We start from the raw sequence: 23,392 nt of genomic DNA on the forward strand, positions 1-23,392 counted from the left end.
CCATGCTCGTTCCCCTCGCCCGCCGCACGCTGTTGCACGACTGGCGCCGCTTTCTGCCCGCCGCGCTGGCCATCGCCTTTTCGGGGCTGCTGGTGCTGGTTCAGGTGGCGCTGCTGGTCGGTCTTTTCGCCACCATCTCGCTCTACATCACCGCGTCCACCGGCGATCTGTGGGTCGGTTTTCCCGGCACCCAGACCATCGATTCCGGGCGTCCGATCCGCGCCGGGGTGGAGGTGTTTCTGCGCCGCCACCCGGCGGTGGCGCGGGTGGAAAAGCTGCAATGGAGCGGCGGCGACTGGCGCGCGCCCAAGGGGGATCGCGGCGGCGTCTCCGTCATCCTGACCGGCATCGACACCCGTCCCGACGGCGGCGTGCTGGCGCGCGCCGTGACGCCCGCGCAGCGGCGGCTGTTGATGGAGCCGGGTTCGATCCTGGTGGACGCCGCCGACCTGGACAAGCTGGGCGTCGCCATTGGCGACAGCGCGGAAATCGGCGGGCATCGCGTCCGCGTCGTTGGCGTCACCGAAGGGTTGCGCGCCATCGGCGGCGTCAACGTGATCGCCTCGCTCAGCACCGCCGGGCGGCTCAACGGGCAGAACGAGTCCGACGACGTGGCCTATTTCGTCGTCAGCCTCGCTCCCGGCGCCGACGCCGACGCCGTGCGGCGGGATCTGCAACGCATGGCGGCGGGCCGCCAGTTCGACGTCTGGACCGCCCAGGAGTTCGCCGATCAGACGCTGCGCTATTGGATCTTCGAGTCCGGCATGGGCGTCAGCGTCGCCTTCGGGTCGGCGGTGGCGCTGCTGGTGGGCGTCGTCATCACCAGCCAAACCCTGTCGGCGGCCATCGCCGGATCAATCCGCGAATACGCCACCCTGCGGGCGCTGGGCGTGTCGGCGGGCGATCTGCGCCGCATCGTGCTGGCGCAATCCCTGTGGTTGGCCATCGGCGGTTTGCTGCTGGCCGGCGTGTTGAGCGGCCTGCTGCTGCTGGCCGCGCACGTCCACCGGGTGCCCGCCCGCGTCGATGGCGGAATGATTCTGGCCGCCGTCACCGTCGTGCTGACGGTCGCTTTGGCGTCCGGCCTGTTCGCCCTGCGCCAGTTGCGGCGCGCCGATCCCATCATGCTGCTGCGTTGAGGTTCCTCATGAGCGGTTTGCCGGTCACGGCCCACGGGCTGACCAAATCCTTCACCAGCGGCGCCATCGTCACCCCGGTGTTGAGCGGTCTGTCGCTCACCCTGCGTTCGGGCGAATTGACCTGCGTCGTCGGCCCGTCGGGCTGCGGAAAAAGCACGCTGCTGGCCCTGTTGAGCGGGCTGTCGCGCCCGGACGCCGGGCGGGTGACGGTTGGCGGCGTCGATCTTGCCGCGTTGGCCGAGGCGGCGCTTGACCGCTTCCGTCTGGAAAACGTCGGCTTTGTGTTTCAAGGCTTCAACCTGTTCCCGGCCTTGTCGGCGCTGGAGCAGGTGTTGCTGCCGATGAGTTGGTTGCGGCTCAAACGCTCCGAGGCTTTGGCCTTGGCCCTCGAGTCTCTGGAGCGCGTCGGCATGGGGTCCGGCCAGCATCTTCGCCCGATGGAACTGTCGGGCGGCGAAAAGCAGCGCGTCGCCATCGCCCGCGCGCTCGCCAAAAAACCACGCCTGCTGTTCGCCGACGAGCCGACCAGCGCGCTGGACAAGCGCAACGGTCAAGCCGTCGGCGCGATGCTGCGCCGCTGCGCCCACGACGACGGCGCGACGGTCGTGTGCGTCTCGCACGATCCCCGATTGATCGCCTTCGCCGACCGCGTGTTGGCCATGGAGGATGGCCGCATTCAATCCGACGACCGTCCCGCCGACGCCTCCCCCCTTGCCTTGCCTGCTGATGGTGCTTCGTCATGACCGCCCCTGTGAACCTCCGCCATGCGTCCACCGCCGCCCTGTTCGCCGCTCTGGCTCCGCTTTTGGCCGGTTGCGGCCCGACGGATTCCGCCGACGCGGCGGCCCCGCCGGTGGCCTTCGTCGGCCCCGCCGCGATCGCCCGGTGCCGGATCGACGTCGAGGGCGGCGTCATCCGTCTGGCCGCCCAACGCGAGGGGCTGATTCGGGCGGTGACGGTGGAAGAGGGCGACCGGGTCGTCGCCAACCAGATCCTGGCCCGCATCGACACCCGCCAAGCCGAACTGCGCGCCGCCGTCACCCAGGCGGAACTGGAGCAGGCGCGCGCCGCCGTGACGACCGAGCGGGTGCGTCTGGCGGCGGCGGAGCGGGAGGCCCAGCGCCGCCGCGACGCGGGCGCCAACGCCGTCAGCCGCCGCCAACTCGACGAGGCGGACACCGAGGCGGCGGCCCGCCGCGCCCAACTGGCCACCGCCGTGGCGACGGCGACGGTGGCGGAAAAACGGGCGGCTGAGGCCCAGTTCGAGATTGAGGTCCGGGCCATCCGCGCCCCAGTGGACGGCGCCATTTCACGCCGCCGCGCCCGCCCCGGCGACGGCGTGACGATTCAAACGGTGACGGAGCTGTTCCAGCTTGTCCCCGACGGTCCGCGCATCGCCCGGTGCGATCTGGAGGAGCCGTTTTTGAAAAACGTCGCCGTGGGCCGTCCAGCCACCATCGTGTTGGAATCGGATGAGTCGGTGCGGCTGCCCGCCAGCGTCAAGCGCATCGGAACGGTGTTTGGAACCCCGACGCCATCCGGCGATCCGACCGCGCGGCAGGACATCCGCACGGTGGAAACGGTGTTGAGCCTGCCCGACGACGGTTCGCTGCGGATTGGCCAGCGGGTCCGCGCCTATGTTCCCGTCCCGAACGGCGAGGTCGCCGACAGCCAAGCTGGAATGTGACGACGCTTGCCGCTCACTCGTCGCTGAGCGGCAACGACACTTGCGCGGACTCGGCGGCGAGCCGCTTGGCCCGCTTGCCGCGCATGTCCGCCGCGTCCACCGTCTTCAACGGCACGAATCCATCCGGGCGCATGGCGGTGCCGACGATGGCCTTCAACAAATCAATGTTGGTGCGTTGGACCCGACGGCCACGGCGGACCTGATCGAGGAACTTCGCCGACGGCGTCAGCAGATAGTCGATGGCGTCGATGCGCTTGCCGACCTTGGTGTATTCCTTGTCGGCCCGATCCAGGATCCCTTCGTCCACCAGGGCGTCCACGGCGGCGGTGACGACGCGCAGCGTGTCGCGCAGGCGCGACCATTCGTTCATGCCGCTGTTCTTGATGATCTCGTCGGCGCTGATCGCCACCGGCTTGGCCTCGTCCTCCGCGCTGTCGCATTCGATGGACAGGCGGTTGTAGAGCCAGCGCGACACCGGCGATTTCAGCTTCATCAGCCAGGCGTAGGAGATCGGCTTGAACTCCAGATCGCGAATGGCGGCGGAGACCAGCGGGTTGAACTCCAGATAGGTTTCCTCGACGCCGCCGTCCTCGTCCACCAGATCCGGGCGCGAGCGGATCGCCAGCACCGGAAAGGCGGTCGATTCCAGCAAATTCTGGCCCCGGCTTTTCTTGCCCGGTTCCGGCGCCGGGCCGGTGGAGATGATGATGCGCGAGCGAGCCAGAATGGTCAGCGATTCGCGAATGTCCTGGATCGACAAGGTATGGTTGACCGCCCGCAGCTCCCGTTGGATTTCATACAGGCTGAAGCGCATCTGCACCTTGTCGTGATTTTCCCCGGTCAGCGACAGACGCGAGCGGTCCATGGCGAGGCGGCGGACGACCTGCTCCACCACCTGTTCGCGTTCGGACGGGAAAATTTCGACTTCCACCAGATCCGGGGCGGATCCGGGGGCGCGGTCGTCTTTCCGCTGGGCGCTGAGCCGGTCGATGCGGGCGGGTTGCACGGTCAGGCGATAGTTGCGGCCACGGAAGGAGAATTCCCGACGCACGGACTTGATGAAGCTGTCCTTCGTGACGATTTCGCCCTTGTCCTTGGCGTCGTTGTCGCGTGAGACGAAGACGAAGCGCGGCGCCAGATCATACAGCGCGATCAAATGCGACTGCGAACGGTCTTCCAGCTCAAACAGAATGAGCTGGGCCGCGCTGGTCGGGGCCAATTTGGACATCGTCATCTCCGAAGGTCGAGAGTCAGCATGGCGCGGCCCGACGCCGCGCGCAACAAAGGCGACCGATTCCGCCTCGGCATCCTGGAGCGACGCCCCGCGATCATGGCGCTTTTCCCCGCGATGATGGCGCGACAGCCCGCGACCATGGAGCCTTTGCCCGCGATTTTTCATCACGCCGCGCGAATCGGAAGGCCGTGGCGGAAGCGCGAGCAAACGCTCCAACCCGAACGGCGAATCGCGGGCTAAAGCTTCAGAAGAGCCGGTCGTCCGCTCAATCATCCGTTTTGACCAAGGCTGCCCATCCGAAGAATGACAGAAAAAAGTCCCTGTTCTTTGTTCTCTCCCCTTTCCGCCCAAGATTTTACGGCCATTTCCGCCCCCTCGCCGCCGCCAATCGGGATCAAGCTCAAGTCATGGCGGCAAATCGCGAGCAATCGCTCCAAGGCGTTTGGGCGAGAATCGCGAGTCAAGGCTCCATAGTCGCGACCAAAGACACCAGGAATCCGATTCGGGTGGCCATCGCGGGCCACGACTCCATGGTCGCGGGCTGTCGCTCCATCGTCGCGGGTCATGGCTTTCGGGCCGCGAGCAAAGGCGTCATAGAGCGGTTGCCCGCGATTCGACTTTCCCACCGCCCGCTCCGAATCCTCGCCGCCAATCACCCCCTCACGACTGGCGGAGGCCCATCCCCATCATGACCCATGACCCGAGCGAACACAGCGCCCCGCCCGAACGCGGCGGGATGCGATGGGGCCGCATTCCCGCCTGGTGGCTCGACCACCCGGATTTGGACGCCGACGGGCTGGCCGTGCTGGCGGCGCTGAGCACCTACGCCGACGAGGCGGGCGTCTGTTGGCCCTCGCAAACCACCTTGGCGACCAAGCTGAAACGCAGCCGCCCGACCGTCAACCGCATCGTCGGGCGGTTGGAAGCCATCGGGCTGATCGCCGTCGAACACCGCAGCGCGGCCAATGGCGGGCGGTTGAGCTGCCGTTATCGCCTGTCGCTGACGCCGCCCACCCTGACTCACGCGCCGACAGTCCCTGACTCGGCGGCGGACTCCCCCTGTTCAGCCGCGAGTCACGAACAGCCTCAAACAAAACAAATTCCAGACTCGCTCTCCAAGCGCGAAGGCATGGCTTCACCGTCGGCTTTGGACAACGGGGTTCCGGACGATTGGTCGCCCAGCGCCGACGACCGCCTTTGGGCGGCGACACGCTTTCCCGACGCCGACCTGGATCGCCACGCCGAACTCTTCGTCCGGCGCTGCCAAGCCCATGGCTACCGCTACAAGGATTTTGGCGCGGCGTGGCGGTCCTGGCTGTTGCAGGACATTCCGGGGCAAACCCGCGCCGGTCCGTCCCCCCGCAAGGACAGCGCCGCCGCGCGTCAAGACGCCGCCGACAACCGTTTGTCCGCCTGGACCAGCGTCGCCAACCGCTTGAACGCCGCCGTCCCCCCCTCACCCTGGGCGTAAAACATGGCCAATTTGCATTCCCTGCCCACCCCGCCGACCCGCCCGCCGGTCAGCTTGGCCTTCGACCCGGCCTTGCCCGCCGCGCGTCGTCGCCAAAGCCTGATCGACGCCTTGCCCACCGCCTTGCGGGCGGTGTTGGACGGCGGACGGATAGACCGGCGCAGCCGCTTTGCCGAAGACGGCTTCGTCGGCATTGCCGAGGATTGGACTCCGCCCGACGACGTCACGCCGCGCCACGCCCTGTTGGCCCAACAGGCGCTGAACGAGCTGGTCGGAGAGATTTTGGTCCCCGCCACGCCCAACCATCTGTTGGGTCGCGTTCTGGCGTTGCTCAGCCATTACCCGGCCAAGGCGACCAGCCCGGATGTGGAGCAATTGCTCGCGATGGACTGGGCTGACGATCTGGGCGAGTTTCCCGCCTGGGCCATCGACCACGCCGCCCGGATCTGGCGGCGCACCCGCAAATGGCGGCCCAGCATCGCGGAAATCCGCGCCTTGTGCGAGGATGCCTGCGCGTCGGAACGCGCCTTGGCCGACCGGCTGCGCGCGGTGGTCCAGGCGGGGGAGGCCGCCTCGGGACGCTCCGCTGACCGTTCCGCGCCGCGCGCGTTGACGGCGACGGTGCGGCGCATGCCGGGCGTGTGACCGGCAAACACAAAACTAAGACATGTCTTAACTTTGCCCCGCGCCACGGGTCTGCTATCAGGGGACGGCGCGCAGGAATTTGGCGGAAAAGGAACGGGAATGACCATCATCGATGGGCAAGCGCCCTTGAAACGGCTGTTGGTCAACGGCCCGAAGGGGGGCGTCGGCAAGACCACGCTCAGCCGCAACATCGCGGTGGCGGCGGCGCTCGACGGTTGTTCCGTGGCGACGCTTGATCTCGATCCACAGCGCAGCTTGACCAAATGGTTCGCCAAGCGTCCCGACGGCATGGCCCCGATCACCCATTTCGAGGCGGGCATGACTCCCGCCGACATTCGCGCGGCGCTGGTCGGCATCAGCGGTTTCGACCTTTTGGTGATCGACACGCCGCCCTCCATCGAGGATCACCCGGAGGAGTTCAAGCTGTTGGCCTTGTCGTCCGATCTGATCGTCGTGCCCACCGGACAATCGGACGATGATCTGGATTCGGTGCGCCCCTGGATGCGCTTCGTCCGCCGCTACGGCAAGAACGCCGCCTTTGTGATGAACCGGGTGAAGCCGCGCACGCGGGGCTTCACCGAGGCGCAACGCAAGCTGTTGGGCGACGGGCGGATCTGCCCGGTCGAGGTGCCGGATTACGAGGACATCCAATTCACCGCTGGGCGCGGCCTGGGGCTGCTGGAGTTGAAGGGCGGCAAGGGCATCGAGCATGTCGCCGGGGTGTGGGCCTTTGTCCGTCACGAGCTGGAGTTGGGGCAATGAGCGGCTTCAAGCAGGTTTCCAAGGCGCAGGCCCGCCGTCACATGGCGGTGGATGAGCGGATCGAGCGGATGGCCGAAGCGCCGCTGGATCTGCTGCTGCGTGAAGAGTTCGTCCATGAGATCGCCACCCTGTGGCGCAGCGCTCAGGAAAAATTCCTGCTGATCGGGCGCTATCTGGTGCAGGCGCGCCACCGGCTGCCGCACGGCGAGTTCCAGGCGATGGTCGAAAACGAGCTGCCCTTCGGCTATCAGGTCGCCTATCAACTTCGCATGGTGGCCGAGGCGGTGGACAGCGGGCGTTTGCCGGGGGCCAAGCTGCCGCCCAGCTACGCCACGGTTTACCAGTTGGCGACGCTGACCACCGAACAGCTTCGCTTGGCCGACCAGCGCAACCTGATCCGCCCGGACGTGACCCGACCGGAGATCGTCCGTTTCAAGCGCGATTTGCGGGAAACCGCCATGCCCGCGCCCGACCAGCGCGAGGCGCTGATCGCCGAACGCGACCAGTTGCGCGCCCGTCTGGCGGTGATCGAAGCCGCGTTGGCATCCCTCGACGAGGTGTGAGGCTGGATCGAAGGGACGGGCGATGCTGGATCTGAAAGCGCTGGAAACCTTCATCTGGACCATGCGGTTGGGCGGCTTTCGCAAGGCGGCGGAGCGGTTGAACACCACGCAACCCGCGATTTCCGCCCGCATCGCCCAGCTTCAGGACGAGTTGGGGGTGTTGCTGTTCGAGCGGGTCGGGCGGCGGGTCGCCCCCACCCCGCAGGCGATGGTTCTGCTGACCTACGCCGAACGGATGATGGCGCTGCGCGCCGAACTGCTGGACGCTGTGGCTGATCGGCAGGCGATCCGGGGCGTCATCCGGCTGGGGGTGGCGGAGACCGTGGTCCACACCTGGCTCAGCCGCCTGATCGAACGGTTGAACGCCCTCTACCCCGCCGTGTCGCTGGAGATCGAGGTGGAAACCTCGCCCAGCCTGCGCGAGGCGCTGTTGCGGCATGAAATCGACATCGCGGTGATGCTGGGGTCCTACACCGACATCCGCTTCAAAACCGTGCCGGTCGGCAATTACCCGTTGGGTTGGGTGGTCAGCCCGGCGCTGAAGCTGCCGCCGGAGCCGGTCTCGCTGCACGAGCTGTCGGCCTGGCCGATCATCACCTTTTCCCGCACCACCCAGCCTTATGGGGTGATTCGCGAGCTGTTTTCCTCGCAAGGAATTCCGGTGCGGATGTTCGGCAACAGTTCGCTGGCCAGCGTGGTGCGGATGGCGTTGGATTCCGTCGGGGTCAGCGTCGTGCCCATCGCCATCGTTCAACGGGAATTGACCAACGGAACGCTGCGGCTGATCCGCTCGCAATCGCCGCTGCCGGATCTGTCCTTCTCCGCCGCCTACCCGGCCAACCATGACAACCACATGGCCGCCATCGTCGCGCAGCTCGCGGTTGAGGTGGCCACCGATTATGGCGCGCTGGGGCCGGAGTCGGGCGATTGATAGAAATCCGTTATCAATTCGGATCAAAATAAACGATTGGACGGCATCAGTACTGTTCGTGTCATCATCGGCTCAAGCGCACAACCATTTCAGCCGACAAGGCAGCGCCACAGCCAACGACGAAAAACGACGGCACGAACAGAGGAGATTTCACGATGCGGTTTACGGTTGCGAAGGCCAAGGGTCAACACGCCGCCACTCGCCGCCAGACAATCACGCGGTTGATGGCGACGGCGGCTTTGCTGGCGACCACCGCGCTGACTGGCCTGGGGCTTGGCGCGGGCAGCGCGCGGGCGGAAGAGGAAATCCGCATCGGCGTGATTTACCCGCTGACCGGGGCCGCCGCCTCGACCGGCGTGGAGCTGAAGGCCGCCGCCGAACTGGCCGCCGCCATGGCGAACAAGGAGATCGCCACGCCGGATGGTCTGGTGGTCGGCGCGGGCATGCCCCATCTGAAGGGCGCCAAGATCAAGCTGATTTTCGGCGACCATCAGGGCAACCCGCAGGTCGGCGCGACCGAGGCCGAACGCCTCATCACCACCGAAAAGGTGGTGGCGTTGACCGGCGCCTATTTCTCCAACGTCACCGCCACCGCCAGCCAAGTGGCGGAGCGCTACGGCGTGCCGTTCCTGAACGGCGAATCCTCGTCGGCGTCGCTGACTCAGCGCAAATTCAAATGGTTCTTCCGCACCACGCCGCACGACGATCTGTTCGTGACCAACTTCTTCACCTTCCTTGAGGAGATGGAGAAGAAGACCGGCAAAGAGCTGCGCACGCTGGGCCTGTTCAACGAGAACACGCTGTGGGGCAACGAGACCACCAAACTCCAGGTCAAGCTGTCGGACGAGCGCAAGTTCAAGATCGCGGAAAAGATCATCTACCCGGCCAAGACCACGCAAATGACGTCGGAGGTGCAGCGCCTGAAGGCCGCCAACCCGGCGGTCATCATGCAAAGCTCCTATCTCGGCGACGCCATCTTGTCGATGAAGACCTACAAGGAGTTGGGCTTCTCGCCGAGCATGCTGCTGGCCAACGACGCCGGGTTCAACGACAGCGAGTTCCTCAAGACCCTGGGCAAGGATGGCGAGTACATCATCAGCCGCGAGGTCTGGGCGCTCGATCAAGCCGAACGCAACCCGCTCATCAAGAAGGTCAACGACCTGATGCGCGAGCGGTCGGGCGTGAACTTCAACGGCAACTCGGCCCGCGCCTTCACCGGCATCGCCGTGCTGGCCGACGCCATCGACCGCGCCGGTTCGACCAAGCCCGAGGACATCCGCAAGGCCCTGCAAGAGACCAACATCCCGGCCAGCGGCCTGATCTTGCCCTGGAAGGGCGTCAAGTTCGATGACAACGGCCAGAACGAGCTTGGCCAGGGCATCATCGTTCAGGTCCAGGACGGCAAATACATGACGGTTTGGCCCTTCGACGTGGCGACCAAGGACATCGTGTTCCCGATGCCCGCTTGGGACAAGCGCTGACGTTTTAACGCTTTCACAGGGGCTTTGACGGGGTGAGTCCCTCTCCGGTCTCAAGAGAGGGTGGCGCGACCAGCGCCGGATGAGGGGGGTTAAAGGATCGGCGCGTCCGGTCCCTGACGCCCTCTCACCCACCTCATGCCGTGGGGCATGGATCCCCCCGTCCTCTCCCAAAACGGGAGAGGACCAGCAAAGCCCTTCGGCCCACCCTGTTTCATGGGGGCGCGGCAATGACCGCCGACATTCTCCTTCAAGTGCTCGTCTCGGGCCTGCTGATCGGGCTGATCTACGCCCTGGTCGCGGTTGGCCTGACGCTGATCTTCGGCGTGATGGACATCGTCAATTTCGCCCATGGCGAATTTCTCATGCTGGGCATGTACGCCAGCTTCTGGGCCTTCGCCCTGTTCCACGTCGATCCGGTGATCGCGCTTCCCTTCACGGCGCTGCTGCTGTTCGGCGTCGGCATCGTCGTCTATCAGACGGTCATCCGCCGGGTGCTGAAAGCGCCGATGCTCTCGCAGATTTTCGCGACCTTCGGCCTGATGATCCTGCTGCGCGGTCTGGCGCAATTTTTCTGGAAGCCCGATCACCGGCTGATCCCGAATTCGCTGGTCAGCGGCAACATCGCCCTGGGGCCGGTGCAGTTCGGTCTGCCGCAGGTGATCGCGGCGCTGGGGGCGGTGGGCGTCACCGGGGCCTTGTGGTTCTTCCTGCACCGCACCCGTCTCGGCACCGCGCTGGAGGCCACGGCGATTGACCGCGAGGCCGCGACCCTGATGGGCATCGACGGTCAGAAGATGTTCGCCCTGGCCTGGGGCATCGGCGCCGCCTGCGCCGGGATCGCCGGTGGGTTGATCGCCACCTTCTTCCCGATCTTCCCGGAGGTCGGCTCCAACTTCATCCTGATCGCCTTCGTCGTCGTCGTGTTGGGCGGGTTCGGCAGCGTCGCCGGGGCCTTTCTGGCGGGCATCATCGTCGGTCTGATCGAGGTGGTCGGCGGGTTCGTGATCGGCCCGGAATACAAGACCGCCATCGTGCTGTCGCTGCTGCTGATCGTTCTGCTGGTGCGCCCGAAGGGCCTGATGGGGAAAGCGTGATGTCGAACCGACCCGTCGTTGAACCGCGCAAGGCCCTGGGAGCGGTCGCTCTTCTCGCCTTCGCCCTTGTTCTGCCGTTGACCGTCAGCGATCCGTCGCGGCTGAACTTCTTCATTCTCATCCTGATGGGCGCGCAAATGGGCGTCGCCTGGAACATCGTCGGCGGCTACGCCGGGCAGGTTTCGCTGGGCCATGCGGTGTTCTACGGGATCGGCGCCTACACCTCGACCATGTTGGCCCTGTCGCTGGGTCTGTCGCCCTGGATCGGCATGTTGGCCGGTGGGTTGGTGGCGGTGGTCTTCGCGCTGGCCATGGGCTGGCCCTGCTTCCGCCTGAAGGGCCATTACTTCGCGATGGCGACCATCGCGGTGGCCGAGATCGTCCAGATCCTGGTGACGAACAGCGATTTTCTGGAGGGCGCGGTCGGCCTGTCGCTGCCGCTCGACCGCAGCGGTTGGGGCGCGATGGTCTTCCTGTCCAAGCTGCCCTACTACTACATCATCCTCGGCTTGCTGGTGGTGACGATCCTGGCGGCCTGGGTGATTGAGCGCAGCCACATCGGCTACTACTTCCGCGCCATCAAGGACGAACCGGAAGCGGCCCGCGCGCTGGGCGTCAACCTGACCCGCTACAAGCTGATCGCGCTCAGCGTCTCGGCCTTCCTGACGGCGGTGGGCGGCAGCTTCTACGCCCAGAAGGAAATGTTCATCGATCCGGGTTCGGTCTTCGCCACCTCGATCTCGATCAAGATCGCGCTGGTCGCCATCCTGGGCGGCGTCGGCACCCTGATGGGGCCGGTGCTGGGCGCGGTGATCCTCATCACCATCGAGGAATACAGCCGGACCCTGTTCGGCAGCACCGGGTCGGGCACCGACATGATTATCTACGCCCTGATGATTATCCTGGTGGCCGTGTTCAGCCCGGCGGGCGTCCTGGGACTTTTGCAGGATTTGCGCCGCCATCTGCCCGGTTCGGGCAAGAAAACGGAGACGCGCTGATGAACGCTCCCCCTCTCTTGGCCGTGGACGGCCTGGGCAAGGCCTTTGACGGTCTGGTCGCCAACCGCGACATCAGCTTCATCATCCACCACGCCGAAATCGTCGGCCTGATCGGCCCCAACGGGGCGGGCAAGACGACGCTGTTCAACTGTCTGGCCGGGTTCCACACCCCGACCACCGGGCGCATCAGCTTCGAGGGCCAGGACATCACCGGCACGACGCCGGAAGCGGCGGCGGCGCTCGGCATCGCCCGCACCTTCCAGATCGTCCGCATCTTCCATTCGATGACGGCGTTGGAAAATGTGATGGTCGGCGCGATGCTGCGCAGCAAGCGGGTGGCCGACGCCCGTTACCGGGCCGAACAGGAGTTGGCCTTCGTCGGGCTGTCGCACCGGGCCGACACGCAGGCGTCGGATTTGACGGTGTCGGAGCAAAAACGGCTGGAGGTCGCCCGCGCGCTCGCCACCGAACCGAAGCTGATCCTGCTGGACGAGGTGATGGCCGGTCTGAACCAGACCGAGGTGCGCGAGGCTTCGCAGCTCGTCCACCGCATCCACCAGCGCGGCATCGCCAGCATCATCGTGGAGCATGTGATGGAGGGCATCATGCCCATCGCCCATCGCATGCTGGTGTTGGATTACGGCGCGAAGATCGCCGACGGCACCCCGGCGGAGATCGCCGAAAACCCGGCCGTCATCGCCGCCTATCTGGGGGAGTGAGACCATGCTTGAGGTCCGCAACATCCAATCCAGCTACCGCCGCGTCCCCGCCATCCGCGACGTCAGCCTGACGCTGAACAAGGGCGAGATCGTCGCCATCGTCGGCGGCAACGGCAACGGCAAATCCACCACGCTGCGCGCCATCGCCGGTCTGAACGCGCTGGACGGCGGCTCGATCACCCTGAAGGGGCAGGATCTCTCCAACGTCCCGGCCCATGAGCGGGTCAAGAAGGGGCTGGTCCTGGTGCCGGAAGGCCGCCGCCTGTTCCCCCGCCTGACGGTCGAACAGAACCTGATGCTGGGCGGCTTCACCACGCAGGACGCGCACAAGCGGCAGGAAACCATGCAATTCGCCTACGACACCTTCACGGTGCTGGGCGAACGCCGCCGCCAGCAGGCGGGCACCCTGTCGGGCGGCGAACAGCAGTTGCTGGCCATGTGCCGGGGGCTGATGAGCCAACCGGATCTGCTGATGCTCGACGAACCCTCTTGGGGCGTCGCGCCGAAGCTGGTGACGCGCATTTTCGAGACGATCCAACTCATCAGCCAACGCGGCATCACCATCCTGCTGGTCGAACAGAACATCCACCGCGCTTTGGAAATCGCCGACCGGGGCTATGTCATTCAGACGGGCCGCGTGGTGATGGAGGGCAGCGGCGCCGATCTGCTCGGCAACGACGAGGTGCGGCAGGCGTATCTGGGCATGTGAGCGCTCTTCCGGTTGCCCCCTCCCCAAACCCTCCCCCGCGTTGCGGGAGAGGGGGCCTTGTGGAGGACCGGCATCTGTCCCCTCCACCGCCGCAGGCGGGGGAGGGTTAGGGAGGGGGCAGTCGAAGCCCACCTTTTTGATCCTATGGACCACCCAACCCCGGAACTCCATCCATGACCACTCTCTCCGCCGCCGCTGAACGCCTCCGCTTCCGCTCGGGCGCCTATGCCGGGCAGACCGCCGGGCTGGCCCCCGGCCATGTCCAGGCCAACCTCGCCATTCTGCCCGCCGAGTGGGCGGGGGATTTCCTGCGCTTCTGCCACGCCAACCCGAAACCCTGCCCGCTGCTGGCGGTGTCGGAGGTCGGCGACCCGGCCTTGCCGACTTTGGGCGCCGACATCGACATCCGCACCGACGTGCCAAGCTACCGCGTCTACCGCGACGGCGTGCTGACCGAGGAGCGGCCCGACATCCGCGATCTGTGGCAGGGTGATTTCGTCAGCTTTCTGCTGGGCTGCTCCTTCTCCTTTGAAGAGGCGCTGTTGGCCGACGGCGTTCCGGTGCGGCACGTCGCGTTGAACCGCAACGTGCCGATGTTTGAGACCAACATCGATTGCGTCCCCGCCGGGCGCTTTTCCGGCAAGATGGTGGTGACGATGCGGCCGATGACGCCGCGCGACGCTATCCGGGCCATTCAGATCACCTCGCGCTTTCCCTCGGTCCATGGCGCGCCGCTGCATTTCGGCGATCCCGCCGCCATCGGCATCCGCGACATCGCCCACCCCGAGCATGGCGAGGCGGTTCCCATCGCGCCGGGCGAGGTGCCGGTGTTCTGGGCCTGTGGGGTGACGCCACAGGTCGCGATCCGCACCGCCCGTCCGCCCATCGCCATCACCCACAGCCCGGGAGCCATGCTCATCACCGATCTCCTGAACACGCATTTGTCTGTATTGTAATCCGGCTCGCCTCTTCGTGATCCAATCAGTCCCCTCCGCAGAAGAGGGGAATCGCGAACAAAGACTCCATCGATCCGACGAACAGCGGAGGCTTCTTCCATGTCCCACATCAGCAAGACCGGCGTCCTCGCCACGACCATGCTCGCCACCGGCCTTTTCACGGCCTTGCCCGCGTCCGCCGACGCGCTGCGCATGGTGGCGCTCAGCTTTCCGCCCTTGATCTACGACGATGGCGGCAAACCGGCGGGCATCGCCTATGAGATCGTCACCGAGGCGATGAAGAAGGCTGGTCACACCGTGTCGGTGGAGATCATGCCCTGGGCGCGCGCGCTCGACACGGTGAAGGAGGGCGGGGCCGACGCCATCTTCACCGCCTACAAAACGCCCGAACGCGAGCAGTTCCTGAATTATTCGACCGAGGTTCTGGTCCCGCAGGTGGTGTCCTTCTTCGTCACCAAGGATTCGGCCATCACCTTCGACGGCGATCTGACCAAGCTGGGCAAGGCCAAGATCGGCGTGGTCAACCAAATCAGCTACGGGTCGGTGATCGACGACGCGATCAAGAGCGGCGTGCTGGCCAATGTCGAGAAATCGAACGACAGCGACAGCAACGTCAAAAAGCTGCTGTCGGGCCGTTACGACGTGATGCCCAGCAACCGCTACGTCGCGCAATATTTCCTGAAGCAGCAGGGCGCGTTGGAGCAGGTGAAGGAATTGACGCCGGAGGTGCAAAACCTGCCCAGCTACATCGCCTTCACCAAGGCCCGCGACACCGCCAAGCTGCGCGCCGATTTCGACGCCGGAGTGGCGGCGATGAAGGCCAGCGGCGCTTATCAGCAGGTTCTCGATAAATACGCGCGCTGATCCGCCTTTAAGCCGCGATGGGGCCGGAGCCTTCGACCCCATCGCGCCCGCCGTCCAATTTCTTTTCTCGTTCCTCGGGACCGACCATGAGCGTGACATCACCGTCGCCGCCCAGCCTGTCGCCGCGCCTGCTTGCCGCCGGCGACGGCGCGCTGATCGTCGAATTGGGCGAGGGCGTCGCCCCCGCGCTGAACGCCGCCGTTCACCGGCTGGACCGCCGCATCGCCGACGCCGGGTTGCCGGGGGTGGTGGAGACGGTGCCGACCTACCGTTCGGTTCTGGTCGTGTTTGATCCGGCGCTGACCTCGCCCGACGCGCTTGGCCCGGCCTTGCTGGATCTGGCGCGGGATCTGGCGCGTCCGACGGCGGAGCCGCAACGGCGCTGGATCGTGCCGGTTTGCTTCGGCGGCGCGCATGGCGAGGATCTGGACGACGTCGCCCGCCGCGCCAACCTGTCCACCGACGAGGTGGTGGCCCTGCATTGCGCCGCCGATTATCGGGTCTACATGCTGGGCTTTTCGCCGGGCTTCGCCTATCTCGGCGGGCTGCCGGACGCGCTGCACCAGCCGCGCCGGGAAAACCCGCGCATGGTCACTCCGGCGGGCAGCGTCATGCAGGGCGGGGCGCAGGCGGCGATTTCGCCCATCGCCATGCCCAGCGGCTGGCATCTGCTGGGGCGCACGCCGATCAAGACCTTCGATTTGCGGCGGACGCCGCCCTTTCTTCTGGCGCCGGGCGACCGCATCCGTTTTTCCCCGATCACGGCGGCGGAGTATGACCGCCTGGCCGCGCGCGACGGCCTGTCGCCCGACCAGGAAACCGTGACGGACGACAATCAGGACGACGATCAGCAGGGAGCCGCCGCATGACCACCCATCTGCGCGTCGCCGCCGCCGGACCCAGCTCCACCGTGCAGGATCGCGGGCGGATCGGCTATCAGCGCTATGGCGTGTCGGTGGCGGGCGCCGCCGATCCGTTGCTGCACGCCGTCGCCAACGCCCTGGTCGGCAATCCCGCCAGCGACGGGGCGGTCGAGTTCACCATGCTTGGCGACAGCCTGACCGTCGAAGGCGGGCCGGCGCGTCTGGCGGTGGCCGGGGACGCCGCGCTGTTCGTCGATGACCAGCCGGTTCCGTCCTGGACCAGTCTGCGCTTGCGCGACGGCGAGACGCTGCGTGTCGGCGCCCTGCGCGAAGGCACGCGCGGCTATTGGGCGGTGGAGGGCGGTTTCGCCCTGGATCCCGTGCTGGGCAGCGTCGCCACCCACAGCCGCAGCCGCATGGGCGGTCTGCATGGCGCGGCGCTGAAGGCGGGCGACCGCATTCCGTTGCGGCTCGACACGGCGGCGGATCGCGGCGAAGCCACCCTCGACCCCTCGCTGTTGCCGGTGCGCGGCGAGGCGATCCGGGTGGTGCTGGGGCCGCAGGACGACGCTTTCACCCCGGCGGGGATCGCCGCCTTTCTTGACGGCGAGTACAGCGTCAGCCACGAGGCCGACCGCATGGGCTACCGCCTGACCGGCCCGGTGATCGAGCACGCGCGCGGCTTCAACATCACCTCCGACGGCATCCCCTTGGGCGCGGTCCAGGTGCCGGGGACCGGGCAGCCCATCGTGTTGCTGGCCGACCGGCAGACCACCGGCGGCTATCCGAAAATCGCCTGCGTCATCGGACCGGACGTGGCGGCGCTGGCGCAGAAGAAGCCGGGCGACCGCCTGCGCTTCCGCGCCGTCAGCGTCGCCGAGGCCCAGGCCATCCACGCCCGCTGGCGGGCGACGCTGGCCGGTTTGCCCGGCCTGTTGCGCGCGGCGGGCGGCTTCGCGTTGTATGACAGCGCGCGGCTGTTGGGCTTCAACCTGATCGGCGGGGCCGTGACGGGTTGGGAATAGAGGGGGGGAGTGCGGATCATGCCGACCATCGATCTGAATTGCGACATGGGGGAAGGCTTCGGCGCCTGGGCGATGGGCGACGACCGGGCGATGCTCGACATCGTCACCTCCGCCAACATCGCCTGCGGCTTCCACGCCGGGGATCCGTCGATCATGACGGAGACGGCGCGGTTGGCGCGGGAAAAGGGGGTGCGGATTGGCGCCCATCCCGGCTTCAACGACATCCTCGGCTTTGGCCGCCGCAACATCCAGGGCGACAGCCCGGCGACGATCGAACGGATGGTCGCCTACCAGATCGGCGCGTTGCAGGCCTGCGCCGCGCTGTCCGGCCACCGCGTCACCCATGTGAAGCCGCACGGCGCGCTCTACAACATGGCGGCGCTGGACGCGGACATGGCCCAGGCCATCGCCCGCGCGGTCAAGGCGGTGGATCCCGCCCTGCTGTTCGTCGTGCCGCCGTTGAGCGCCATGGACAAGGCGGGGGAGGCGTTGGGCCTGCGGGTGGTGCGCGAGGCCTTCGCCGACCGCACCTACGAGGATGACGGCACGTTGACCCCGCGCAAGATCGCCGGATCGGTGATCCATGTCCCCGCATTGGCGGCGGAGCGGGTGGTCCGCATGGTGCTGGACGGTGCGGTGACGAGCCGCCACGGCAAGCGCCTGCCGATCAGCGCCGACACCATTTGCGTCCATGGCGACACCCCGACCGCCGTGGCGATGGCGGCGGCGGTGCGGGCCGCCCTGGAAGCGGCGGGGGTGACGGTGCGGGCGGTCGAGTAACGCCAGTCAACGTTTGAAAGGAACGTTTCAAATGTTGACTGGCCGTCGCGACTGCGACGGCGCGCCCCCATGGGCGCGGAAAGCCTGCGTGGCGTTTGAACGCAATACGGATCGTCACGTCCGTGACGATCCGGTGCAAACCCCCTACAGCGAGGTCGCCGCCCGCGCCGCTTGGTCGTAGATGCCCGACAGGGCGCGCAGCAGGTTGGCGGCCTCGCCGATCTGCTTGTGATCGACGGTGCCCAGCGCCTCCAGCGAGCGGATCAGGCAATCCTCGCGGATGGCGCGGTAGCGGTTGACGGCGTCCTTGCCGACCTCGGAGGTGCGGTAGGTGACTTCCTTGCCGCGCTTGCCGCGTTCGACCAGTCCCAGCCGGTGCAGCTTCTTCAGGGCGTAATTGACGATGTGGGTGTCTTCGATGTTCAGAACAAAGCTGATGTCCGCCAGGCTTTTGTCGCGGGCGCGGTGGTTGACGTTGTGCAGCAACAGAACCTCCAGCGCCGACAGATCGGGCAGGCCCGCCGCCGTCATGCAGCGCACGACCCAACGGTGAAAGGCGTTGCCCGCGACGATCAGGCCATACTCGAACTCGCTGGTTTCGCCGCTGTGTTCGGACGCCAGATGGGATGACGAAACGATCGGTTGAGCGTTCATCGGGTCGTTTTCTTTCGCCAAGCCCCCGAACGCGCGCCGAAGACGCAAGGTTTCAGAGGTCAATTCGCAATCTTGCTTGGCAATTTATCGACATATCGCCGTCGTCTCAACCGGAACCGATGATCCGGTCGTCGATGGCGATCCCGGTTCGGGCGGCCAGCGGTCCGTCCGAAGGCGTCGGCTGTCCTTGTCCCCCCCTGCATGTCCGGGGCGGTCGCCGCCACTCCTCCCGACTGGAGCGGGTCCAGCCTTCGCGCTGGACCCGTCTTTTTGACGAAACCGGGCAATCGCGGGTGGGGACTCCATAGGCGCAATGGATGAGGAAGCGTGTTGCGCCGCACAAAGACCGCTTGCCCTTTCCATCATGGGCTTTACAAACGCTCTCCTCTGTCACAGACGAATCGGGGGACGCGTCGATGATTAAAGTGGTTCGGGCGAAGCTGCATTGCCTGCGGGTGACGGACGCCAATTTGAATTATCAGGGGTCGATCACGCTCGATCCCGAACATTGCGAGGCCGTCGGCATCGTGCCGCTGGAGTTCGTCGAGATCTGGAACAAGAATTCCGGCACGCGGATCAGCACCTATGTGATTTATGGCGAGCGCGGATCGCGGGCTTGCGTGTTGAACGGATCGGCGGCGCGCAGTTGCCAGCCGGGGGACGAGGTGATCGTCGCCGCCTCCTGGTACTGCCAGCCGACGGAGATCGCCGCGCTGAAACCGCGCGTGCTGACCTTCAACGCCGACAACAGCGTCGACAAGGCGCTGCATTACGACGTCACGGCGCTGGAGGAAGGGCGCTACGGCTTCGCCATCCGCGAGGGGCTGATTCCCGAAACGGCCTAATCAGCGCCGCATTGGCGCGGCGCGGCGGACCAAACGGCGGTCGAGGTCGGTGGATCCAACCGTCGGTTCGCCCAGGCTCTGCATGGCGAAGGCGAAGGTGTCCATCACCCGGTCCAGCACGATTTCCTGATCGTCGGGGCGGCGGCTGACCGCGATCACCGCGTAACCGGCGGCGCGCGCCACCGCCGGATCGCCGCGCAAACCCCGCACGCCCCAGCCCGACAGCGCCGTCTTGCAGCGGAACAGCTCCGCCGCGAAGCCGCTGGTCGATTGCGAACGACCGATCACATAGGCGGCGGCGACCGCCAGCGGGGCCAGCAGCCCGTCCCAATCCAGGCAATCCTCCCGCGACACCCAAACGCCGCCGACCGAGCAGGCGGCGGGGCCGACGGCCTCGCCCAGCCCGGCGCGGAAGGCGCGCAGCGACTCCACGGCGTCCATCGCGGGCATTGGCTCCACCCGCTGGCCGTCCGGCATCAGCATCAGGCGTCCGGCCCACTCGGCGGACGGCGGAAGCTGTTCGGTCAAGCGAGCGATCAGCGCCGCGCGGGCGGCGGCGAAGGGGACGACCTCGGGCATCGGGGCCTTGTTGCGTCAGGGATGGGGATGTGGGGGGAGAAGAAGCCGCAAGACGCCGGGTTTGTCAAGTCGCCGAACCGGAGATATTCAACCAAGAGGTGTTTAAAATTCTCAGTTGGCGTGAAAATTACACCTTTTGATAAAAAATCCAACGCGACGCGATTTTGTTCTTGCCAAGTCCGGCGATCACCCTTATAAGCCGCACTCCGTTCCCGGTTAGCTCAGTTGGTAGAGCAGCGGACTGTTAATCCGCTTGTCGCTGGTTCGAGTCCAGCACCGGGAGCCAGACGCGGGTGTAGCTCAGTTGGTTAGAGCGCCGGCCTGTCACGCCGGAGGCCGCGGGTTCAAGTCCCGTCACTCGCGCCATTCTCTCAAAGTCTCCCCCCTTTCTGGGGGAAAACCCCCACGACGATCACACGCTTTGGCGCCTGCCCCTTGGGCGGACTTCGCGCTATCATGCGCTCTTCGCCATGCGCCAAATCGTCGCCCGAATGGGCGGCCATTCCGTGGGAGGATCGTCTCATGCGTCTTGCGGGCAAGGTTGCCGTCGTCACCGGCGGTGGTTCGGGTTTCGGGGAAGGCATCGCGCGACGCTTCGCGGCGGAAGGGGCGAAGGTCATCGTCGCCGATCTGGACGAGGCCGCCGCCGGGCGGGTGGCCGATTCCATCGGCGACGCGGCGCTGGCCGTCCGCGCCGACGTGTCGGTGGGCGAGGATTACGGGGCCATTGTGTCCGCTGCGGTGGGGGAGTTCGGTCGGCTCGACATCCTCATCAACAACGCCGGATACACCCACCGTTTCGGCTCGATGCTGGAGGTGGACGAGGCGACCTTCGACCGCATCTACGCCGTCAACGTGAAGTCGATCTACCACAGCGCCATCCACGCCGTGCCGGTGTTCCGCGAGCAGGGCGGCGGGGTGATCCTCAACATCGGCTCCACCGCCGGTTTGCGTCCGCGTCCGAATTTGACCTGGTACAACGGATCGAAGGGGGCGGTCATCACGCTGACCAAGTCGATGGCGGTCGAACTGGCGCCCGACAAGATCCGCGTCTGCGCCATCAACCCGGTGGCCGGGGAAACCGGCATGCTGCACCGTTTCATGGGCCAGGATTCGCCCGAACGGCGGGCGCAATTCCTCGCCTCCATCCCGGCGGGCCGACTGTCCACCCCGACGGACATCGCCAACGCCGCGCTGTATCTCTGCTCCGACGAGGCCGAGTTTCTGACCGGGGTTTGTCTGGAGGTCGATGGCGGGCGCTGCGTCTGAATCCGCTGGTCGGTTAACCGGACACCCGGCGGGCGCGGACGCGGATCAGGCCGCTGCCCTCCGGGTCGGCCCGGTCGGGCTTCAGCATGGCGGCCAGCAGCTTTTCGTCGCTGGTCCAATAGGGCACGTACCAACTGCGGTCGGGATCCATCACCAGAACCCGCCGCGTCGCCGCGTCATAGGCCCCCAGCGGCGCGATGTGACCGCCGCCGACGTCGCCGGTCAGCGTGCCCTGGTCAAAGGCGAGGAGGATGACGTCGTCGTCGCTCCGCTCGTTGTCGGCCAGGATGCGGCGCAGGGCGGCGAGCGTGCGCGGCGAGTCGTCTTGCGGGCGAAAGACCTCGACCTCGGCGTCCAGCCCGTAGGCCTCAAGGCTGCGGCGCACGTAACGCGCCAGGTCGGTGAAGGAGATCCCCTCGCCATCCTCGGCCACCGCGTCGCGCCAACGGTCGTCGTCCACCGCGTCGAGAAGCTGCTTTTGGGTGACGAGCCGATCCGCCGCCCCGTCCGGCAGGCCGCGCAGCGCGTTCATCATCATGGCGACGCTGGCGAGCGAACAGGCGCTGCCCGTGATCTGCGGGACGTAAAAGGGGCTGAGCGCCCAGTAATCCGGCGCTGGGGTTGCGCGGACAAAGCCGGATGATCGGGTGATCGGTTCGGCGTTGGGGCCGAATTTCGCTTTGATCGCCTCTTGCGCGTGGGTGGGGGCCAGCGCGGCCAGCCACAGGGCGAGGCTCGTCGTCATCAATCCGCGTGTCATCGTCCCTGTTCCTCCTTCACGCCAGCCGTCCCTTCGCGATTGCGGGTGAAGACGGCATATGGTGCATCGCACCAGAATCGCCAAGAGGGAGGAGGGGGGATCTCGGACTCGGCAAAACCGCCCAAACATTCTTCGCGCGGTCTGGTTTTGAGGCCGGGGAAGAGGGCGGGGGGCCGAGAGTCGCCCCAACTCGCCGAAGAAACCAGCCGCATCGTCAGCGTCCGCCACGGGATGCTTAGAGCAGATCGCGTTAAATCGGAATCGATTTGACGCGTGAAGATGCTCGATAAACAAAGGCATAGAGCGCCGCATGCTGTTTCATGTTTTGAGCGCGGCGCTCTAATCGAGCCTTTTCCATGGGCCGTCGCTCCACACGTCGGCCATCACGGCGTGGGCGGCGGCGATGGCGGATTCGTGGCGGCGCTCCTTCCGGCAGAGGAAGCCGAGGCTGGCCTCGACCGACACCGCGTCGGCCAGGGCGACGCCGTCGGCGTGGGCGGCGCGCAGGGCCAGACTGTCGCGCGCCAGCGACAGGCCGATGCCCGACCGCACCAGATCCAGCATCGACGCCTCCAGATCGACCTGGGCGACGATCTGCGGGCGGACGCCCTCGCGCTCGAACGCGCGGGCGGTCAGGCGGTGGTGGGCGGAATCCGGCGGCGTGCCGATCCAGGGCAGGGCGGCCAGCTCGCGCCAGCCGCGCCCGCGCACCCGTTCCCCCCAGCCCGGCGGGGCGACGACGCGGTAGGCGAAGACCGCCAGCGGCGTCACCGCGCAGCGCTCTGCGTGTTCCGGCAGGCCGGGGGCGCCCAGCGTGTAGCCGACGTCCAGCCGTCCGGCGACGATCTCGCGCGCCACGGCGCCGGACATGCCGTGCGACAGGTCGGTGGTCAGGCGCGGGTGACGCTCGACCAGCCGTTTCAGGAAGGGGCCGAGGCGCAGGAATTCGGGATCGACGATGGTGCCGATGCGCAGCCGCCCGGCGACGGCGCCGGACAAGCCGTCGGCCACCCCGCGAAACTCGGCCAACGCGCTCAAGGCCCGTTCGGCGGCGGGCAGCAATTGGCGCCCCGCCTCGCTCAACCGCATGCCGTGGGCCGTGCGCTCGAACAGGGCGTGGCCGATCTGTTCGTGCAGCTTCTTCAGTTGCAGACTGAGCGCGGGTTGGCTGACGCACAGCCGTTCGGCGGCGCGGGTCAGGGTGCCTTCGCGGGCGATGGTGACGAAGGCGCGGAGAAGCTGGTGGTCCATGCCGATTCTTATACCGGAACGCCAAAGGCTTGGCGTTCCGTATCGCGTTCAAACGCCACGCAGGCTTTTCCGCGCCCACGCGGGCGCGCCGCCGCCCTTGCGGCGGCCAGCCG

27 protein-coding genes and 2 tRNA genes are annotated in these 23,392 nt (G+C 66.7%); 23 read left to right on the top strand and 6 right to left on the bottom strand.

Annotated features, from left to right (window positions below; all coding sequences use genetic code 11):
- Positions 1 to 2 precede the first annotated feature (2 nt).
- Genes ACODS4_RS06620 through ACODS4_RS06630 form a run of 3 tightly spaced genes read left to right on the top strand, consistent with a single transcriptional unit; the run spans position 3 to position 2,826 of the window.
- Positions 3 to 1,139: an ABC transporter permease gene (locus ACODS4_RS06620; protein ID WP_488861921.1), complete on the top strand. Its 1,137-nt coding sequence runs from the start codon at positions 3 to 5 to the stop codon at positions 1,137 to 1,139.
- Between the two features lie 8 nt (positions 1,140 to 1,147).
- Entirely contained in the window at positions 1,148 to 1,882 is a 735-nt protein-coding gene (locus ACODS4_RS06625; RefSeq protein ID WP_488861923.1) for an ABC transporter ATP-binding protein, read from the top strand.
- Positions 1,879 to 2,826, top strand: coding sequence for an HlyD family secretion protein (locus ACODS4_RS06630; RefSeq protein WP_488861925.1), 948 nt, complete (start codon positions 1,879 to 1,881; stop codon positions 2,824 to 2,826). Before ACODS4_RS06625 ends, ACODS4_RS06630 begins: the two co-directional genes overlap by 4 nt.
- A 13-nt stretch (positions 2,827 to 2,839) precedes the next feature.
- On the opposite strand, the gene ACODS4_RS06635 is transcribed toward ACODS4_RS06630, so the two are convergent.
- Positions 2,840 to 4,054, bottom strand: a complete 1,215-nt coding sequence (locus tag ACODS4_RS06635; RefSeq protein WP_488861927.1) for a plasmid replication protein — start codon at positions 4,052 to 4,054, stop codon at positions 2,840 to 2,842.
- Between the two features lie 27 nt (positions 4,055 to 4,081).
- On the opposite strand from ACODS4_RS06635, the gene ACODS4_RS06640 reads away from it, so the two are divergent.
- Entirely contained in the window at positions 4,082 to 4,300 is a 219-nt protein-coding gene (locus ACODS4_RS06640) for a hypothetical protein (RefSeq protein WP_488861929.1), read from the top strand.
- A 29-nt stretch (positions 4,301 to 4,329) separates the two neighbouring features.
- Here ACODS4_RS06640 and ACODS4_RS06645 read toward each other — a convergent pair whose 3' ends face one another.
- The gene (locus ACODS4_RS06645; protein ID WP_488861931.1) at positions 4,330 to 4,626 is read right to left on the bottom strand and encodes a hypothetical protein; all 297 of its coding nucleotides are present in this window, start codon (positions 4,624 to 4,626) and stop codon (positions 4,330 to 4,332) included.
- A 122-nt stretch (positions 4,627 to 4,748) separates the two neighbouring features.
- On the opposite strand from ACODS4_RS06645, the gene ACODS4_RS06650 reads away from it, so the two are divergent.
- The 15 genes from ACODS4_RS06650 to ACODS4_RS06720 all read left to right on the top strand — a co-directional run bounded on the left by ACODS4_RS06650 (position 4,749) and on the right by ACODS4_RS06720 (position 17,921).
- The gene (locus tag ACODS4_RS06650) at positions 4,749 to 5,531 is read left to right on the top strand and encodes a helix-turn-helix domain-containing protein (RefSeq protein ID WP_488861933.1); all 783 of its coding nucleotides are present in this window, start codon (positions 4,749 to 4,751) and stop codon (positions 5,529 to 5,531) included.
- Between the two features lie 3 nt (positions 5,532 to 5,534).
- Positions 5,535 to 6,176, top strand: coding sequence for a hypothetical protein (locus tag ACODS4_RS06655; protein ID WP_488861935.1), 642 nt, complete (start codon positions 5,535 to 5,537; stop codon positions 6,174 to 6,176).
- A 99-nt stretch (positions 6,177 to 6,275) separates the two neighbouring features.
- Complete coding sequence (locus ACODS4_RS06660; protein ID WP_488861937.1) at positions 6,276 to 6,938, top strand: ParA family protein; 663 nt, start codon at positions 6,276 to 6,278, stop codon at positions 6,936 to 6,938.
- Entirely contained in the window at positions 6,935 to 7,501 is a 567-nt protein-coding gene (locus ACODS4_RS06665; protein ID WP_488861939.1) for a hypothetical protein, read from the top strand. The genes ACODS4_RS06660 and ACODS4_RS06665 overlap by 4 nt, the downstream gene beginning before the upstream one ends.
- Positions 7,502 to 7,523: 22 nt before the next feature.
- Entirely contained in the window at positions 7,524 to 8,432 is a 909-nt protein-coding gene (locus tag ACODS4_RS06670) for a LysR family transcriptional regulator (protein WP_488861941.1), read from the top strand.
- A 155-nt stretch (positions 8,433 to 8,587) separates the two neighbouring features.
- On the top strand, positions 8,588 to 9,913 hold the full coding sequence (locus tag ACODS4_RS06675; protein ID WP_488861943.1) for an ABC transporter substrate-binding protein: 1,326 nt from the start codon (positions 8,588 to 8,590) through the stop codon (positions 9,911 to 9,913).
- Between the two features lie 227 nt (positions 9,914 to 10,140).
- On the top strand, positions 10,141 to 11,007 hold the full coding sequence (locus tag ACODS4_RS06680; RefSeq protein ID WP_488861945.1) for a branched-chain amino acid ABC transporter permease: 867 nt from the start codon (positions 10,141 to 10,143) through the stop codon (positions 11,005 to 11,007).
- Positions 11,007 to 12,005 (top strand): branched-chain amino acid ABC transporter permease, encoded by a 999-nt coding sequence (locus ACODS4_RS06685; RefSeq protein WP_488861947.1) that lies wholly within the window; start codon positions 11,007 to 11,009, stop codon positions 12,003 to 12,005. The genes ACODS4_RS06680 and ACODS4_RS06685 overlap by 1 nt, the downstream gene beginning before the upstream one ends.
- Positions 12,005 to 12,724, top strand: coding sequence for an ABC transporter ATP-binding protein (locus tag ACODS4_RS06690; RefSeq protein WP_298375845.1), 720 nt, complete (start codon positions 12,005 to 12,007; stop codon positions 12,722 to 12,724). Before ACODS4_RS06685 ends, ACODS4_RS06690 begins: the two co-directional genes overlap by 1 nt.
- 4 nt (positions 12,725 to 12,728) lie before the next feature.
- Positions 12,729 to 13,433 carry an ABC transporter ATP-binding protein gene (locus ACODS4_RS06695; RefSeq protein WP_488861949.1) on the top strand — a complete coding sequence of 235 codons (705 nt, stop codon included), beginning with the start codon at positions 12,729 to 12,731 and terminating at the stop codon, positions 13,431 to 13,433.
- A gap of 173 nt (positions 13,434 to 13,606) precedes the next feature.
- A complete protein-coding gene (locus tag ACODS4_RS06700; RefSeq protein WP_488861951.1) occupies positions 13,607 to 14,389 on the top strand; it encodes a putative hydro-lyase in 783 nt (260 codons plus the stop codon).
- A gap of 99 nt (positions 14,390 to 14,488) precedes the next feature.
- Complete coding sequence (locus ACODS4_RS06705) at positions 14,489 to 15,253, top strand: substrate-binding periplasmic protein (protein ID WP_488861953.1); 765 nt, start codon at positions 14,489 to 14,491, stop codon at positions 15,251 to 15,253.
- A gap of 86 nt (positions 15,254 to 15,339) precedes the next feature.
- Positions 15,340 to 16,122 (top strand): 5-oxoprolinase subunit PxpB, encoded by a 783-nt coding sequence (gene pxpB / locus ACODS4_RS06710; protein ID WP_488861955.1) that lies wholly within the window; start codon positions 15,340 to 15,342, stop codon positions 16,120 to 16,122.
- Complete coding sequence (locus ACODS4_RS06715; RefSeq protein WP_488861957.1) at positions 16,119 to 17,141, top strand: 5-oxoprolinase subunit C family protein; 1,023 nt, start codon at positions 16,119 to 16,121, stop codon at positions 17,139 to 17,141. The genes pxpB and ACODS4_RS06715 overlap by 4 nt, the downstream gene beginning before the upstream one ends.
- An 18-nt stretch (positions 17,142 to 17,159) precedes the next feature.
- Entirely contained in the window at positions 17,160 to 17,921 is a 762-nt protein-coding gene (locus ACODS4_RS06720; protein WP_488861959.1) for a LamB/YcsF family protein, read from the top strand.
- Positions 17,922 to 18,065: 144 nt separating this feature from the next.
- Here the strand turns inward: ACODS4_RS06720 and ACODS4_RS06725 are convergent, their stop codons facing one another.
- Positions 18,066 to 18,575: a winged helix DNA-binding protein gene (locus tag ACODS4_RS06725; RefSeq protein ID WP_488861961.1), complete on the bottom strand. Its 510-nt coding sequence runs from the start codon at positions 18,573 to 18,575 to the stop codon at positions 18,066 to 18,068.
- Positions 18,576 to 18,991: 416 nt separating this feature from the next.
- Between ACODS4_RS06725 and panD the strand changes: the two genes are divergently transcribed.
- A complete protein-coding gene (panD, locus tag ACODS4_RS06730) occupies positions 18,992 to 19,420 on the top strand; it encodes an aspartate 1-decarboxylase (RefSeq protein ID WP_488861963.1) in 429 nt (142 codons plus the stop codon).
- On the opposite strand, the gene ACODS4_RS06735 is transcribed toward panD, so the two are convergent.
- The gene (locus ACODS4_RS06735; RefSeq protein WP_488861965.1) at positions 19,421 to 19,999 is read right to left on the bottom strand and encodes a hypothetical protein; all 579 of its coding nucleotides are present in this window, start codon (positions 19,997 to 19,999) and stop codon (positions 19,421 to 19,423) included.
- A gap of 210 nt (positions 20,000 to 20,209) precedes the next feature.
- On the opposite strand from ACODS4_RS06735, the gene ACODS4_RS06740 reads away from it, so the two are divergent.
- The 3 genes from ACODS4_RS06740 (at position 20,210) to ACODS4_RS06750 (ending at position 21,268) form a co-directional block, all read left to right on the top strand.
- Positions 20,210 to 20,285: transfer RNA gene (locus ACODS4_RS06740), tRNA-Asn, on the top strand.
- A gap of 3 nt (positions 20,286 to 20,288) precedes the next feature.
- Positions 20,289 to 20,365 (top strand) — tRNA-Asp (locus ACODS4_RS06745).
- A 156-nt stretch (positions 20,366 to 20,521) separates the two neighbouring features.
- The gene (locus tag ACODS4_RS06750) at positions 20,522 to 21,268 is read left to right on the top strand and encodes a glucose 1-dehydrogenase (protein ID WP_488861967.1); all 747 of its coding nucleotides are present in this window, start codon (positions 20,522 to 20,524) and stop codon (positions 21,266 to 21,268) included.
- A gap of 13 nt (positions 21,269 to 21,281) precedes the next feature.
- Here the strand turns inward: ACODS4_RS06750 and ACODS4_RS06755 are convergent, their stop codons facing one another.
- Together ACODS4_RS06755 and ACODS4_RS06760 are read right to left on the bottom strand one after the other, a co-directional pair.
- Positions 21,282 to 22,028: a phytochelatin synthase family protein gene (locus ACODS4_RS06755; protein WP_488861969.1), complete on the bottom strand. Its 747-nt coding sequence runs from the start codon at positions 22,026 to 22,028 to the stop codon at positions 21,282 to 21,284.
- A gap of 339 nt (positions 22,029 to 22,367) precedes the next feature.
- Positions 22,368 to 23,279: a LysR family transcriptional regulator gene (locus tag ACODS4_RS06760; RefSeq protein ID WP_488861971.1), complete on the bottom strand. Its 912-nt coding sequence runs from the start codon at positions 23,277 to 23,279 to the stop codon at positions 22,368 to 22,370.
- Between the last annotated feature and the right edge of the window lie 113 nt (positions 23,280 to 23,392).

Source organism: Azospirillum sp. FG154 (assembly GCF_057809575.1).

Bases quoted from the DNA above. Each gene is read 5' to 3' on its own strand.
- ACODS4_RS06620 (WP_488861921.1), top strand. From the start codon at position 3: ATGCTCGTTCCCCTCGCCCGCCGCACGCTGTTGCACGACTGGCGCCGC.
- ACODS4_RS06625 (WP_488861923.1), top strand. From the start codon at position 1,148: ATGAGCGGTTTGCCGGTCACGGCCCACGGGCTGACCAAATCCTTCACC.
- ACODS4_RS06630 (WP_488861925.1), top strand. From the start codon at position 1,879: ATGACCGCCCCTGTGAACCTCCGCCATGCGTCCACCGCCGCCCTGTTC.
- ACODS4_RS06635 (WP_488861927.1), bottom strand. From the start codon at position 4,054: ATGTCCAAATTGGCCCCGACCAGCGCGGCCCAGCTCATTCTGTTTGAG.
- ACODS4_RS06640 (WP_488861929.1), top strand. From the start codon at position 4,082: ATGGCGCGGCCCGACGCCGCGCGCAACAAAGGCGACCGATTCCGCCTC.
- ACODS4_RS06645 (WP_488861931.1), bottom strand. From the start codon at position 4,626: ATGACCCGCGACGATGGAGCGACAGCCCGCGACCATGGAGTCGTGGCC.
- ACODS4_RS06650 (WP_488861933.1), top strand. From the start codon at position 4,749: ATGACCCATGACCCGAGCGAACACAGCGCCCCGCCCGAACGCGGCGGG.
- ACODS4_RS06655 (WP_488861935.1), top strand. From the start codon at position 5,535: ATGGCCAATTTGCATTCCCTGCCCACCCCGCCGACCCGCCCGCCGGTC.
- ACODS4_RS06660 (WP_488861937.1), top strand. From the start codon at position 6,276: ATGACCATCATCGATGGGCAAGCGCCCTTGAAACGGCTGTTGGTCAAC.
- ACODS4_RS06665 (WP_488861939.1), top strand. From the start codon at position 6,935: ATGAGCGGCTTCAAGCAGGTTTCCAAGGCGCAGGCCCGCCGTCACATG.
- ACODS4_RS06670 (WP_488861941.1), top strand. From the start codon at position 7,524: ATGCTGGATCTGAAAGCGCTGGAAACCTTCATCTGGACCATGCGGTTG.
- ACODS4_RS06675 (WP_488861943.1), top strand. From the start codon at position 8,588: ATGCGGTTTACGGTTGCGAAGGCCAAGGGTCAACACGCCGCCACTCGC.
- ACODS4_RS06680 (WP_488861945.1), top strand. From the start codon at position 10,141: ATGACCGCCGACATTCTCCTTCAAGTGCTCGTCTCGGGCCTGCTGATC.
- ACODS4_RS06685 (WP_488861947.1), top strand. From the start codon at position 11,007: ATGTCGAACCGACCCGTCGTTGAACCGCGCAAGGCCCTGGGAGCGGTC.
- ACODS4_RS06690 (WP_298375845.1), top strand. From the start codon at position 12,005: ATGAACGCTCCCCCTCTCTTGGCCGTGGACGGCCTGGGCAAGGCCTTT.
- ACODS4_RS06695 (WP_488861949.1), top strand. From the start codon at position 12,729: ATGCTTGAGGTCCGCAACATCCAATCCAGCTACCGCCGCGTCCCCGCC.
- ACODS4_RS06700 (WP_488861951.1), top strand. From the start codon at position 13,607: ATGACCACTCTCTCCGCCGCCGCTGAACGCCTCCGCTTCCGCTCGGGC.
- ACODS4_RS06705 (WP_488861953.1), top strand. From the start codon at position 14,489: ATGTCCCACATCAGCAAGACCGGCGTCCTCGCCACGACCATGCTCGCC.
- pxpB (WP_488861955.1), top strand. From the start codon at position 15,340: ATGAGCGTGACATCACCGTCGCCGCCCAGCCTGTCGCCGCGCCTGCTT.
- ACODS4_RS06715 (WP_488861957.1), top strand. From the start codon at position 16,119: ATGACCACCCATCTGCGCGTCGCCGCCGCCGGACCCAGCTCCACCGTG.
- ACODS4_RS06720 (WP_488861959.1), top strand. From the start codon at position 17,160: ATGCCGACCATCGATCTGAATTGCGACATGGGGGAAGGCTTCGGCGCC.
- ACODS4_RS06725 (WP_488861961.1), bottom strand. From the start codon at position 18,575: ATGAACGCTCAACCGATCGTTTCGTCATCCCATCTGGCGTCCGAACAC.
- panD (WP_488861963.1), top strand. From the start codon at position 18,992: ATGATTAAAGTGGTTCGGGCGAAGCTGCATTGCCTGCGGGTGACGGAC.
- ACODS4_RS06735 (WP_488861965.1), bottom strand. From the start codon at position 19,999: ATGCCCGAGGTCGTCCCCTTCGCCGCCGCCCGCGCGGCGCTGATCGCT.
- ACODS4_RS06750 (WP_488861967.1), top strand. From the start codon at position 20,522: ATGCGTCTTGCGGGCAAGGTTGCCGTCGTCACCGGCGGTGGTTCGGGT.
- ACODS4_RS06755 (WP_488861969.1), bottom strand. From the start codon at position 22,028: ATGACACGCGGATTGATGACGACGAGCCTCGCCCTGTGGCTGGCCGCG.
- ACODS4_RS06760 (WP_488861971.1), bottom strand. From the start codon at position 23,279: ATGGACCACCAGCTTCTCCGCGCCTTCGTCACCATCGCCCGCGAAGGC.